The organism is Microbacterium sp. AG790 (assembly GCF_003634765.1).
Classification (GTDB): Bacteria; Actinomycetota; Actinomycetes; order Actinomycetales; family Microbacteriaceae; genus Microbacterium.
Genome location: NZ_RBWZ01000006.1, coordinates 960113 through 972423, shown reverse-complemented (window position 1 = coordinate 972423; position 12311 = coordinate 960113). Strand labels below are relative to the sequence as shown.

The 12311-nt window shown below is 72.3% G+C and carries 12 protein-coding genes; 1 reads left to right on the top strand and 11 read right to left on the bottom strand.

The genetic code is table 11. The features are described from left to right. Positions 1-54: 54 nt before the first annotated feature. Together DEU37_RS05120 and DEU37_RS05115 are read right to left on the bottom strand one after the other, a co-directional pair. On the bottom strand, positions 55-996 hold the full coding sequence (locus DEU37_RS05120) for a 4-(cytidine 5'-diphospho)-2-C-methyl-D-erythritol kinase (RefSeq protein ID WP_061683030.1): 942 nt from the start codon (positions 994-996) through the stop codon (positions 55-57). Continuing rightward, positions 993-2057 carry an aldo/keto reductase gene (locus DEU37_RS05115; RefSeq protein WP_121189516.1) on the bottom strand — a complete coding sequence of 355 codons (1065 nt, stop codon included), beginning with the start codon at positions 2055-2057 and terminating at the stop codon, positions 993-995. Before DEU37_RS05115 ends, DEU37_RS05120 begins: the two co-directional genes overlap by 4 nt. A gap of 111 nt (positions 2058-2168) precedes the next feature. Here DEU37_RS05115 and DEU37_RS05110 point away from each other — a divergent pair, with 111 nt between their 5' ends. Continuing rightward, complete coding sequence (locus DEU37_RS05110) at positions 2169-3767, top strand: stealth conserved region 3 domain-containing protein (protein WP_121189515.1); 1599 nt, start codon at positions 2169-2171, stop codon at positions 3765-3767. On the opposite strand, the gene DEU37_RS05105 is transcribed toward DEU37_RS05110, so the two are convergent. The 9 genes from DEU37_RS05105 to hemQ all read right to left on the bottom strand — a co-directional run bounded on the left by DEU37_RS05105 (position 3703) and on the right by hemQ (position 12311). Beyond that, positions 3703-4626 (bottom strand): phosphodiesterase, encoded by a 924-nt coding sequence (locus DEU37_RS05105; RefSeq protein WP_121189514.1) that lies wholly within the window; start codon positions 4624-4626, stop codon positions 3703-3705. The two genes, DEU37_RS05110 and DEU37_RS05105, sit on opposite strands and share 65 nt — an antisense overlap. A gap of 111 nt (positions 4627-4737) precedes the next feature. Next, positions 4738-5583: a 16S rRNA (adenine(1518)-N(6)/adenine(1519)-N(6))-dimethyltransferase RsmA gene (gene rsmA / locus DEU37_RS05100; RefSeq protein WP_121189513.1), complete on the bottom strand. Its 846-nt coding sequence runs from the start codon at positions 5581-5583 to the stop codon at positions 4738-4740. Positions 5584-5637: 54 nt separating this feature from the next. Beyond that, on the bottom strand, positions 5638-6216 hold the full coding sequence (locus DEU37_RS05095; RefSeq protein WP_121189512.1) for a hypothetical protein: 579 nt from the start codon (positions 6214-6216) through the stop codon (positions 5638-5640). A gap of 118 nt (positions 6217-6334) precedes the next feature. Next, positions 6335-7645, bottom strand: a complete 1311-nt coding sequence (gene hemL / locus DEU37_RS05090) for a glutamate-1-semialdehyde 2,1-aminomutase (protein WP_121189511.1) — start codon at positions 7643-7645, stop codon at positions 6335-6337. After that, on the bottom strand, positions 7642-8637 hold the full coding sequence (gene hemB / locus DEU37_RS05085) for a porphobilinogen synthase (protein WP_121189510.1): 996 nt from the start codon (positions 8635-8637) through the stop codon (positions 7642-7644). The genes hemL and hemB overlap by 4 nt, the downstream gene beginning before the upstream one ends. Next, on the bottom strand, positions 8634-9416 hold the full coding sequence (locus tag DEU37_RS05080) for a uroporphyrinogen-III synthase (RefSeq protein ID WP_005052409.1): 783 nt from the start codon (positions 9414-9416) through the stop codon (positions 8634-8636). The genes hemB and DEU37_RS05080 overlap by 4 nt, the downstream gene beginning before the upstream one ends. Further along, positions 9413-10384, bottom strand: coding sequence for a hydroxymethylbilane synthase (gene hemC, locus DEU37_RS05075; RefSeq protein ID WP_121189509.1), 972 nt, complete (start codon positions 10382-10384; stop codon positions 9413-9415). Before hemC ends, DEU37_RS05080 begins: the two co-directional genes overlap by 4 nt. Further along, positions 10381-11625: a ferrochelatase gene (locus DEU37_RS05070; RefSeq protein ID WP_121189508.1), complete on the bottom strand. Its 1245-nt coding sequence runs from the start codon at positions 11623-11625 to the stop codon at positions 10381-10383. Before DEU37_RS05070 ends, hemC begins: the two co-directional genes overlap by 4 nt. Then, positions 11625-12311, bottom strand: coding sequence for a hydrogen peroxide-dependent heme synthase (gene hemQ / locus DEU37_RS05065; RefSeq protein ID WP_121189507.1), 687 nt, complete (start codon positions 12309-12311; stop codon positions 11625-11627). The genes DEU37_RS05070 and hemQ overlap by 1 nt, the downstream gene beginning before the upstream one ends.

The following is a 12311-nucleotide window of genomic DNA, read 5'->3' as shown; positions in this document are numbered from 1 at the left end:
TTCGTGAGGACGCTCTTCGGTCGGTGTCTGCCCGATGCGGCAGACGCGCAATGGTCAGGAGGTGATCACGCGTGCGCCGGGGACGGGTCCGTGCACGTGCAGCACACGCGATCCCGGTGCCGCCGAAGCGGCGAGTTCGGACGCCAGCGCCGACGCCCCGCGCTCATCGGCGGCGAGGAAGGCGACGGTCGGTCCGGACCCCGAGACGAGCCCTGCCAGCGCGCCCGCGCGATGACCTGCGCGCAGCGTCTCAGCCAGCGACGGCCGCAGCGAGAGGGCGGCGTCCTGCAGGTCGTTGCGCACGGCCACGGCGAGTGCGGCGGGATCGCCCGCACGCAGCGCCTGCATCACGACGGGGTCGGCGGCGGGCACACCGTGGGCGGGCGCGATGTCGGGCAGCTCTCTCAACCGGTCCAGTTCCCGGTACACGGCGGGGGTCGACAGTCCGTCCTCACTCGTCACGAGCACCCAGTCGAAGCGGCCCCGTGCCAGCGCCGGAGCGAGCTCGTCGCCGCGCCCCGTGCCGATGGCCGTCCCCCCGAGCACCGCGAACGGCACGTCCGCGCCCAGGGGCGCCGCGAGTTCTTGCAGTTCGAGGGTCGTGAGAGCTCCGCCGAGCAGCTCGTTGACGGCCACGAGAGCCGCCGCGGCATCCGCCGAGCCTCCGCCCATGCCGCCGGCGACGGGTACGCCCTTGTGGATGTCGAGGTGGATGCCGCCGCGCCACCCCAGCCGCTCCGCGACGCGCCGCGCGGCGCGCACGGCGAGGTTGGACTCGTCGAGAGGCACACCCGACACGTCCAGATCGCCGGTCACCGTGAGCGTGAAGTCGTCCGCGACCCGCGCCCACACGTCTTCGTACGCGGACACCGCCTGATACACCGAGGCCACATCGTGGTACCCGTCGGGCTGGACGTCACCGACGTCGAAGGCGATGTTGATCTTGCCGGGCGCACGCACGTGCACCCGGCGACCGGCCGCCGCAGCGGTCGTCACGAAGCGTCCGCCCACACCTCGCCGATACCGGCGGAGATGACGTCGATGCGCTCGAGCTCTTCCGCGTCGAAGGCGGGACCGTCCACGGCCGCGAGGTTCTCGTCGAGCTGCTGCGGGCGCGAAGCGCCGATGAGCGCCGAGGCCACCACGCCGTCGCGCAGCACCCACTGCAGCGCGAGCTGCGCGAGGCTCTGTCCGCGCTCACGGGCGATCACGTTCAGCGCGCGCAGGCCCTCCAGCGCCGTATCGGTCAGACGGCGCCCGGGCAGCGACGAGCGCTCCTGCGACCGGGTCGAGGTGCCGTCGCCGAGATAGCGATCGGTGAGCAGGCCCTGCGCGAGCGGCACGAAGGCGATCGCCCCCATCCCCTCCTCCTGGAGCACGCCGGTCAGGCCGTCTTCGATCCATCGCCCGAGGATCGAGTAGGACGGCTGATGGATGATCAGCGGTGTGCCGAGCTCACGCGCCACCGCGGCCGCCTTCGCCGTCTGCTCGGGCTCGTACGACGAGATGCCGACGTAGAGCGCCTTGCCCTGACGCACGAGAGTGTCCAGCGCCGCGACCGTCTCCTCGATCGGGGTGACCGGATCGAAGCGGTGCGAGTAGAAGATGTCGACGTAGTCGAGCGACATGCGCGTCAGCGACTGCTCGGCGCTGGCGAGCAGGTACTTGCGCGAACCCCACTGGCCGTAGGGCCCGTCCCACATGTCGTACCCGGCCTTGGACGAGATGATCAGCTCGTCCCGGTAGGGCCGGAAGTCCTCTCGCATCATGCGCCCGAAGTTCGTCTCGGCGCTGCCGTAGGGCGGACCGTAGTTGTTCGCGAGATCGAAATGGGTGATGCCGCGGTCGAAGGCGTGACGCAGCAGCGCGCGCTGGTTGTCGAAGGGCACGTTGTCGCCGAAGTTCCACCACAGCCCCAGCGAGATCGCCGGCAGATACAGCCCGCTCGAGCCCACCTGACGAAACGCGGAGGCGGAGTAGCGGTCGGATGCCGCGGCGTACGGACGGTGCAGGTCGCCGCCGCGCGAGGCGGGGAAACGCTCGGAGGTGTCGGTCACCCGTCCAGGCTATCGACCGCGACCGCTCACCGGGCCTGTCGCTCCCGAAACGCGCGGGAAACGCCGGCAACGTACGCTGAGGCTCTCCGACGATGAAGGGCGGTCCGCGTAATGGCAGCACTGGAGGCACTCTCGCCGCACCCGCATCCCTGGTCGAGCCTGCTGGCCCGCGACGACCTGCGCTGGGTGGACGGCATCCTCCACGTCGTCCACGACGACCTCACGCCCGAGATGGCGCGCATCGCGGACATCGGACTGGTCGCCGACGCCCTGGTCGCCGCCGGCATCGATCCGCTGCTCGCCCAAGACGACCACGGCGCCGTGGTGATCGTGGTCGATGCCGCGGAGGGACGCGCGGCCCTGCGTGCCCTCGCCGCCACCGGAGCGCAAGAGCCGCTGTACGCGAAGACGCCGGGCGGTCCCGCCCGCCTCGCCGTCGATCTGCCCCTCCCCGACGCCGACGCCGTGTGGGCTCTGCGGCTGTTTCGCCCGCGGATCACGCAGAGCGGATCACTGCGCTACGGCAGCGCGCAGGGGGTGCGTCTGGAGACGTGGCGGACGGCCGGCGAGCTGGTCCACACGCCACGACCCAACGCGCTCACGCGGCGGGTCTTCCCGGCATCCGACCTCGTTCCCACGACGGTCTGGCGCTACTGCAGGTCGTGGCGCACCGTGGTGGGCATGTTCGACGCACGCCCCCACCAGGTCAGCGTCGACATCGACATGGTCTTCTCCTGGGTCGACGGATCGGCCAGCGAGTTCCAGCGACAGCGCGCCGCGCAGCAAGAGGAGTACGTCGTCGGCAAGGGCGACGACGGGCCCGCCCGCTACCGTCACGTCGACGAGCTGCGGTATGCGCTGCGCAGCGTCCACATGTACGCACCCTGGGTGCGACGCATCTTCATCGCCACCGACTCGCCGCATCCCGCCTGGCTGGCGGAGCACCCGCGGGTGACGGTCGTGCGCAGCGAGGAGTTCTTCGCCGACCCGTCCGTGCTCCCCACGCACAACTCCCACGCCGTCGAGGCGCAACTGCACCGCATCGACGGGCTGGCCGAGCACTTCCTCTACTCGAACGACGACATGTTCTTCGGCCGCCCCGTGACGGCGGAGATGTTCTTCACCGCGGGCGGTCTCACCAAGTTCGTCGAGTGCGACGTCCGCATCGGGGCCGGCCCCACACGCACGGAACGATCCGGCCACGACAACGCGCTGCGCGTCAATCGAGAGCTCCTGCGGGAGCGCTTCGGGCGGGTGATCCTGCGCGACCTCGAGCACTGCGCGGCCCCGATGCGGCGAAGCGTGGCCGCGGAGGTGGAGCGCGAGTTCGCCGACGACATCGCGCGCACGGCGGCATCCCGCTTCCGCAGCGCGACCGACGTCTCGGTGACCAACAGCCTCTATCATTACTACGCACTGATGACCGGACGCGCGATCGCGACGAACGAGCCGCGCGTGCAGTACGTGCAGACCACGATGGCCTCGTCACTGAAGAAGATGCGCCGTTTGGAGCAGCGCCGCGACGCCGACATGTTCTGCCTGAACGACGGCGGCGAGACGGAGGTGCCGGAGGAGCTGCGCGTGCGGATGCTCCGCGAGACGCTCGAGCGGATGTTCCCGGTGCGTGCCCCGTGGGAGACGCCGGTCAGTGCAGCACGGACACCGGGCGTGTCGGCGGCGCCGACGGCCGCTGCACGCCGACGCCGGTGATCCCCGCGTCCGCGAGGAGTCGCTGAGCCGCCTCGGGGTCGGTGTACTCCATGACGCGCGATACGTCGACCGGGACCACGGAGTGGACGACGGTGTCGTCGTACACGTGGACGAGATTGTAGGACTGCGCGCCGTCCTGCGGACGAGTGCCGCCGACCGGCACGGTGAGATCCTGCGCGTAGCAGGTCGATGAGGCGACCGACACGGGGATGCCGGCAAACGTCGCGAACGTCGAGTAGTGGAGATGCCCGGCGATGATCGCGCGGACGTCGGTGCCGCGCACCACACGGGCGAGCCGCGCCTGATCGCGCAGCTCCACGCTCGCCGCGAGCGCGAGCACGCTCGGCACGGGCGGATGATGCATGGCGAGGATCGTGCCCAGCGGCGCGGGCGTGACGAGCACGGCGGCGAGCCAGGCCAGCTGCGCGTCGCTGATCTCGCCGTAGTGATGCCCCGGCACGGAGGTGTCCAGCGTGACGATGCGCAGGCCGTCGAACTCGTCGACGCGATCGACGGGGCGAAGGTCCGCATCCTCGTCGTCCCAGAGCTCGCTGCGGAACGCGGCGCGATCGTCGTGGTTTCCCATCACCCACACCACCGGCGCCTCGAGGCGTGCGGCCACGGGTTCCACCATCGCGCGCAGCGTGGCATAGGCGGCACGTTCGCCGAGGTCGACGAGGTCACCCGTCACCACGATCGCGTCGGGACGCACGCCCGACGCTTCGATTCCGGCCAACGCGCGAGCGAGGTGTTCTTCCCCCGAGACGCGGTCCCAGATGCGCGAGCCGGCGGCGCGCAGATGGGTGTCGCTGAGATGGAGCAGGACCCGTTCGGGAGCAGGATGCTCGGCCATACGCATGGGCGCAATGTTACAAGCATGTTTCGTGACGGCGTGGTGAACATTGCGCGTCGTGTTGCCGATCGAGCGTCGGCGGGCTCGCGGCGACGACGCCGGCGTGCCTTCCGGCGCCTACCGGGGGACGCGGGCGATGGCGACGAAGTCCGCGATCGTGAGCTGCTCACCGCGCGCCGTCGGGTCGACACCCGCGGACTCCAGCACCGCCGAAGCCGCGCTCGATGAGCCGCCGAGTATCGGCGCCAGCGCCTGCCGCAGCATCTTGCGGCGCTGCTGGAACGCGGCATCCACCACCTGGAACGTCGCGCGACGAAGAGCCTCGTCGCCGCGCGGCTCGGGGTCGCGACGGAACCCGACGAGCACGCTGTCGACGTTGGGCACCGGCCAGAAGACCTGCCGAGAGACGGTGCCGGCCAGCCGCCACGGGCCGTACCAGGCGGCCTTGACGCTGGGCGCTCCGTAGACCTTGGATCCCGGCGGAGCGGCGAGCCGCTCCCCCACCTCCGCCTGCACCATCACGACGCCGCGCTCAAGGCCCGGAAAGGTCTCCATGAAGTGGAGCAGCACCGGCACGCTGACGTTGTACGGCAGGTTGGCGACGAGCACGTTCGGATCACCCGGAAGCGCGGTGACGCGAAGGGCGTCGGCATCCACGACCGTCAGCGCACCGGCGGCGACGCCGTGCGACGCGGCCGTGGCCGGCAGACGCTCGGCGAGGCGATGATCGATCTCGACGGCGGTGACCGCAGCGCCGGTCTCCAGGATCGCGAGCGTGAGAGAGCCCAGGCCGGGGCCCACCTCGACGACCCGGTCGGCGGCCGTCACTTCCGCCACGTGCACGATCTTTCGCACGGTGTTGGCGTCGACGACGAAGTTCTGACCGAGCTTCTTCGTCGGCGTCACGTCGAGGTCGGCGGCGAGCGCGCGGATCTCGGCGGCTCCGAGCAGGGTCACGGGCATGCGCTCCAGCCTATCCGGCGGGGCCCGCACCACGATCGACGGCGGGATCGTCGCCTAGGGCGCCCAGTAGCCGACGGCACAGAGCAGACGCGTCTCGTCGTCGGCATCCGCAGGCGGCGTGATGGCGGGAGGGAACACGCCCCACTGGCGCCACTCGTCAGCGAACGCCACGACGTGTTCCTCGAGACCGGCGATCAGCTCGGGTGACAGGTGGAACGGGATGCCGAGATGCTTCGCGATCTGCCACGCCTGGAATGCCCGGTATGTGGCCAGGTGCGCGAGCCCTTCGGCGGCCGGGTAGTCGCCGTAGCTGAACCGGAACGTGTCGGCGTAGCCGCCGGCGCGGACGGCGGCCGTCGCGGCATCGTTGCGCGCGTCGTAGGCGCCGATCGGATCGTCGCCCAGCAGATCGACGCCGCGCAGGTCGTCGCCGTCGGCCGCCGCACGTCCGCGCAGGACGTCGGGAACCCACGCCTCGTCGTACGTGTGCGCCTGCAGGATGTCACGGAACGTGGGGTTCGCCGTGGAGGTCCACTCGGCAGGCGCCGACCGGGTGAGATCGGCCGGATCGATCCGGTCGATCACGTCGCGCAGGGCCGCGTCGGAACGCAGAAACAGCTCGTCGGTGTTCATGCCCCGACGCTAGCCCCGGCCACCGACATCGCTGCGCGCACGACGCCGGCATTCACCTGGCGCGCGCACCGGGAACGCGCGCGGCGTTCTCGGCGCACGCGCCAACCGAAGCGCGCGATCAGGCGGATGCCGCGGCGCGGGCGGCCGCGGGCAGGGCGTCGACGATCTGCGCCACCGCGGCATCGTCGTGCGCGGCGGTGAGGAACCACGCCTCGAACGCCGACGGCGGGAGCGAGACGCCGGCGTCCAGCATCGCATGGAAGAAGCGGCCGTAGGCTGCCGTGTCCTGACGCTGCGCCGTCGCGTAGTCCGACACACCCCCGACCACCTCGGCGCCGAAGAAGACGCTGAACAGGGTTCCCGCCCGCTGCAGCACGTGGGGCACCCCCGCCGCGGTCAGCGCCGCCGTCGCCGCATCGGCGACCGCGTCGGCCGCCGCTGCCAGCCGGGCGTACGCGGAGGCATCGGCCAGGCGCAGTGTCGCGAGCCCCGCGGCGACCGCGACGGGGTTTCCGCTCAGCGTGCCGGCCTGGTAGACCGGCCCCAGCGGGGCGAGCATGTCCATGACATCGGCGCGTCCGCCGACCGCGGCGACCGGCAGCCCGCCGCCGATGACCTTGCCGAAGGTGACGAGGTCGGGGACGACCGTCTCACCCGCGTCCGCGAGCACCTGGGCGTAGCCGCCCGGGGCGGCGCGGAATCCCGTGAGCACCTCGTCGCTGATCAGCAGGGCGCCCTCGCGGCGGCAGAGCTCGGCGACGAACGTGGAGAACCCGGATGCCGGGGCGACAACGCCCATGTTCGCCGCCGCCGCCTCGGTGATCACGGCGGCGATGCGGCCGGAGTGGGCGGCGAAGACCTCCTCCAGCGCGGCACGGTCGTTGTACGGGACGACCAACGTCTGCGCCGCGACGGCCTCCGGCACGCCGGCAGAGCCCGGCAATGCGAAGGTCGCCAGCCCCGACCCGGCGGCGGCCAGCAGACCGTCGGAGTGACCGTGGTAATGGCCCGCGAACTTGATGAGGAGGTCGCGGCCGGTGGCGCCGCGCGCCAGGCGGATGGCGGTCATGGTCGCCTCGGTGCCCGTGGAGACCAGCCGCGCCTTCTGCACGGCCGGCACCCGTCGCACGATCTCCTCGACGAGCTCCGCCTCGGCCGGGGTCGGCGCTCCGAACGACAGTCCGCGCGCGGCGGCGGCCTGGACGGCGGCGACGACCTCCGGATGGGCGTGGCCGAGCAGCGCCGGCCCCCAGCTGGCGACGAGGTCGACGTAGCGGCGGCCCTCGGCATCCGTCACATACGCGCCCGCGGCCTCGACGAGGAAGCGCGGCGTGCCGCCGACGGAGCCGTACGCGCGCACGGGCGAATCCACGCCACCGGGGATGACCGCGCGGGCACGGGTGAACAGGGCGTCGTTGGTGTCGGTCATGCGAGTGCGCGTCCCTCTCGGAGCCAGCCGGCGACCTCGATCGCCCAATACGTCAGAATCGCCTCGGCGCCGGCGCGGCGGATGCCGAGGATGCTCTCCCCGATCGCACGCTCACGGTCGATGACACCGGCGGCGGCGGCGTGCTCGATCATCGCGTACTCCCCCGACACCTGGTAGGCCCAGACCGGCACGGACGACACGGCGGCGACCTCGGCGAGCACATCGAGATACGGGCCCGCGGGCTTGACCATGACGATGTCGGCGCCCTCGTCGATGTCGGCGAGGGCCTCCTGCACGCCCTCGCGGCCGTTGGCGGTGTCGAGCTGGTAGGTGCGACGGTCGCCGGTGAGGGTCGACTCGACGGCGTCGCGGAACGGACCGTAGAACGCCGAGGCGTACTTGGCGGAGTAGGCGAGGATCACGACGTCGCTGCGCCCCGCGGCATCCAGCGCCGCACGGCACGCGGCGACCTGGCCGTCCATCATGCCCGACAGGCCGAGGATGTCGGCTCCGGCCTCGGCCTGGGCGAGCGCCATCCGCGCGTACACCTCGAGGGTCGCGTCGTTGTCGACCGACCCGTCGGCGGCGAGCACGCCGCAGTGGCCGTGGTCGGTGAACTCGTCGAGGCAGAGGTCCGCCTGCACCGTCAGCCGCCCCTTCGCCGCCGCGGCCGCCACGGCGATCGCGCGATTGAGGATGCCGTCGGGGTCGGTCGCGCCGCTGCCGACGGCGTCGCGCACGGCGGGCACGCCGAACAGCATGATGCCGCCGATGCCGGCCTCCGCTGCCGCATCGACCACGGCCGCGAGCTGGGCGAGGGGGTATTGGTGCACCCCGGGCATGCTCGCGATCGGCTGCGCCTCGGCGATGTCCTCCTTCACGAACACCGGCAGGACGAGCCGGCGCGGGCTCAGGTCGGTCTCGGCGACGAGGCGTCGCAGGGCCGGGCTCTGGCGCAGGCGGCGCAGGCGGCGGACGGGGAACGCGGTCATCGGGTGACCTCCTGGAGTCGGGGAAGGGTGTCGAGCTCGGCGATGAGGGCGTCGATGCTCTGTGTACGCGCGGTGTGACCGACGACGAAGCCGAGGCGCTCCGCGTCGCGGGTGGTGCCCGGACCGATCGAGGCGACGAGGGTGGATGCCGGCAGCGCCCCGACCTGTCGGCGCAGCTCGCGTCCGACGCTCAGCGAGGTCAGCAGCACGATCGCGAAGCGGCCGGCGGCGAGATCGGCAGCCACGTCGGCGGCGAGATCGATGCCGACCGTGCGGTAGCCGATGCACACGTCGACGGCGAAGCCGCGAAGTTCCAGTTCATCGCTGACGACAGCTCCGGCGAGATCGGAGCGAACCACGAGGCAGCGCCCGGTCGAGGACGCCGTGTGCGCCGCGCACCACTGCGCGATCATCGCGTGGGCCGACGAGCGCCCCAGCGGGATGAAGTCGACGTTCGCACCCAGCTCGGTGACGGCGCGCGCCGTGGCCTGACCGACCGCCGCGACCCGCAACGACGTCGGCAACGCGCGTCCGCTCGCCGACAGGAACAGCGCGAGCTGCTCGACGCTGGCGGCGCTGGTGACGAACAGCCACTCGTAGTCACCGTCGGCGAGACGGCCGAAGGCGGCGTCGCGCGCGGCCGTGTCGCGGGGCGGGGCGGTGCGGATCAGGGGCGCGATCACCGGTTCGGCGCCCCGACGCGTCAGCTCACCCGCGACGTGCTCGCCCCACGCGCCGCCGCGCGGCACGAGCACCCGCGCGCCGGCGAGTGCGGTCACCGCGGGTCTCCCGCGGGTCGCGGACCGAGCTCGGCGAGCTCGGCGGCCCCGGCATCCATCAGCGCGGTGACGACGACACCGGCCTGCGCTGCGCGCCCGGCCGGCGTCGCAAGCTCGGCGGGGTCGGCGGAGTGCGCGACCCGGACGGTGCGGGCGCCGTCGAGGGCGTAGACCTCCGCGATCAGCGTGACGGCGTCCGGCGCACGCCGGGCCGAGATGCCGACCGGCGCGGCGCACCCGGCCTCCAGCAGACGCAGCACGGCGCGCTCCCAGAGCGCGGTGATCTCGGCATCCGCATCGGTGATCGCGGCGATCTCGGCGGCGACCGGGGAACCCGCGCGCACCTCGACCGCGAGAGCTCCCTGGCCGGCGGAGGTGGGCCAGCTGTCGGCGTCGAAGCGGTCGGTGATCCGGTCGGTGCGGCCGATGCGGGTCAGACCTGCCTCGGCGAGCACGATCGCGTCGTACTCCCCCTCGTCGACCTTGCGCAGTCGCGTGTCGACGTTGCCGCGGATGCCGCGCACGTGCAGGTCGGGGCGGCGGCGCAGCAGCTGGGCGACCCGGCGCGGCGACCCGCTGCCGACGACGGCGCCGTGCGGCAGCGTCTCGAGCGTGAGGCCGTCGCGCGCGCACAGCACGTCCGCCACGGGAGCCCGCGGTGGAACGGCTCCGATCGCGAGACCCGCGACGTCGGCCGTGGGAAGGTCCTTCATCGAATGCACGACGAGGTCGCACTCGTCACGCAGCAGCGCTTCACGCAGCGCCGCGACGAACACGCCGGTACCGCCGAGCTGCGCGAGGGGTCCGGTGAGCACGTCGCCCGCGGTCGTGATCGGCACGAGCTCCACCGGGCGCCCGGTCACGGCCCGCACCGCCTCGGCGACGTGACCCGACTGGGTCGTGGCGAGCAGACTCGCGCGCGTGCCGAGTCGCAGGGGCTCGGCGCCAGAGGCGTCGGTCGCCGTCACGGCGCGATCCCGGCGAGCGCCGGCTGGAAGCCGAGGCGCTTGTTCTCGCAGCATCCGGGGCGGCACACGTCGTACCAGGGACCGAGGTCGGTCTCGTGCGGTCGGTCGGCGGCCGCGGTGCCGTCCAGGCGCTCGACCATGAGGTCGACCAGGCCCGAGACGTACGCCGGATGCGTACCCGGAGTGGGCGTGCGGATCGCCGTGAGCCCCAGCTCGTCGGCCGTCTCCATCGCCTCGGTGTCGAGGTCCCAGAGCACCTCCATGTGGTCGCTGACGAAGCCGAGCGGCACGATGAGCACGGCCTTGCGACCGCGGGCGGGCAGCTCGGCCATCGCGTCGTTGATGTCGGGCTCGAGCCACGGCACCTGCGGCGGGCCGGAGCGGCTCTGGAAGACGAGCTGCCAGGCGCACGAGGAGCCCAGTCGCGCCATGATCGTCTCGGCGACGGCGGTGTGCTGTGCCACGTACGCGCCTCCGGCGCCGAAGCCGCGCTCGGGCGGACCGGAACGGTCGGCGTCGCTGTTGGGGATCGAGTGGGTCGAGAACAGGATCTCGATCTCGTCGTCGACGAACCCGCCTTCGTGCAGGCGCGCGAGGCCGTCGGCGACGCCCTCGGCGAAGGGCGTGACGAAGCCCGGGTGGTCGAAGAACTGACGCACCTTGTCGATCTCGACGGCGCCGCTGAGCCCGGTGGCCTCCACGGCGTCGGCGAGGTCCTCGCGATACTGACGGCACGACGAGTACGAGCTGTAGGCGCTCGTCGCGATCGCGAGCAGGCGCGTGTGCCCGGCGTCGTGGGCGTCCTGCAGCGCGTCGGCGACGTAGGGCATCCAGTTGCGGTTTCCCCAGTACACGGGCAGGTCGATCCCTCGGGCGGCGAGCTCGGCATCCAGTGCCGCCTTCAGCTCCCGGTTGTGCTCGTTGATGGGCGAGATCCCGCCGAAGTGACGGTAGTGGTGCGCCACCTCTTCGAGGCGCTCGTCGGGGATGCCGCGGCCGGCCGTGACGTTGCGCAGGAACGGGATCACGTCGTCCTGACCCTCGGGGCCGCCGAAGCCGAGCAGCAGCACGCCGTCGTAGGCGACGGGAACGGTGACGTGCGGATCGCCGGCGCACGTCGCCGCCGTGGCGGCCGGCACGCGGCATCCGTCGCCGCAGACGGGAGCGGCGCTCGCACGGGGCGGCTTCGGGCGGAAGGCGGGGTGCGCGGATGCGCTGCTCGGGGCGATGTTCTCGGCCATCAGCTCAGCACCTCCGCCAGCTCGTCGAGCTCGAGGCGCCGTCCCGTGTAGAACGGGACCTCCTCGCGCACGTGGCGCCGGGCGTCCGTGGCGCGCAGATCGCGCATCATGTCGACGAGGTGGATGGGATCGTCGCTCTCCAGCGGCAGCAGCCACTCGTAGTCGCTGAGGCCGAAGGTCGAGACGGTGTTGGCGACGACGTCCGTGAAGCGCGCACCCTTGCGGCCGTGCTCGGCGAGCATGCCGGCGCGCTCCTGCTCGGGCAGCAGGTACCACTCGTAGCTGCGCACGAACGGGTACAGGCACAGCCAGCCGCGCGCGCTCTCCCCGCGCAGGTAGCCGGGCACGTGACGCTTGTTGAACTCGGCCTCGCGGTGCACACCCATCGCGGTCCAGACGGCGGTGTAGGCCTGCAGCACGCCGGTGCGGCGCAGGGCCCGCAGCGCCTTCTGGAGCACGGCGGGGTCGTCGAGCTCACCCGGCGTCGTGTGCAGCCAGATCATGAGATCGGCTTCGCCGCGCATGCCGGTGACGTCGTACAGGCCGCGCACGCTGACGCCGCCGGCCGTGACCGCGTCGACGGCGGCGGACAGCTCGGCGATCGCCGCGGCGTCGGGCGCCACCCGCGGACGGGGTCCGGCCAGGACGGCGAAGAGGGTGTATCCGAGCGGGATCTGTTCGGTCAT

Coding starts and splice junctions, on each gene's coding strand:
- DEU37_RS05110 (WP_121189515.1), top strand. CDS start 2,169: ATGGCAGCACTGGAGGCACTCTCGCCGCACCCGCATCCCTGGTCGAGC.
- hemQ (WP_121189507.1), bottom strand. CDS start 12,311: ATGACCGAACAGATCCCGCTCGGATACACCCTCTTCGCCGTCCTGGCC.
- DEU37_RS05105 (WP_121189514.1), bottom strand. CDS start 4,626: ATGCGTATGGCCGAGCATCCTGCTCCCGAACGGGTCCTGCTCCATCTC.
- hemL (WP_121189511.1), bottom strand. CDS start 7,645: ATGACCGACACCAACGACGCCCTGTTCACCCGTGCCCGCGCGGTCATC.
- hemB (WP_121189510.1), bottom strand. CDS start 8,637: ATGACCGCGTTCCCCGTCCGCCGCCTGCGCCGCCTGCGCCAGAGCCCG.
- DEU37_RS05070 (WP_121189508.1), bottom strand. CDS start 11,625: ATGGCCGAGAACATCGCCCCGAGCAGCGCATCCGCGCACCCCGCCTTC.
- rsmA (WP_121189513.1), bottom strand. CDS start 5,583: ATGCCCGTGACCCTGCTCGGAGCCGCCGAGATCCGCGCGCTCGCCGCC.
- DEU37_RS05095 (WP_121189512.1), bottom strand. CDS start 6,216: ATGAACACCGACGAGCTGTTTCTGCGTTCCGACGCGGCCCTGCGCGAC.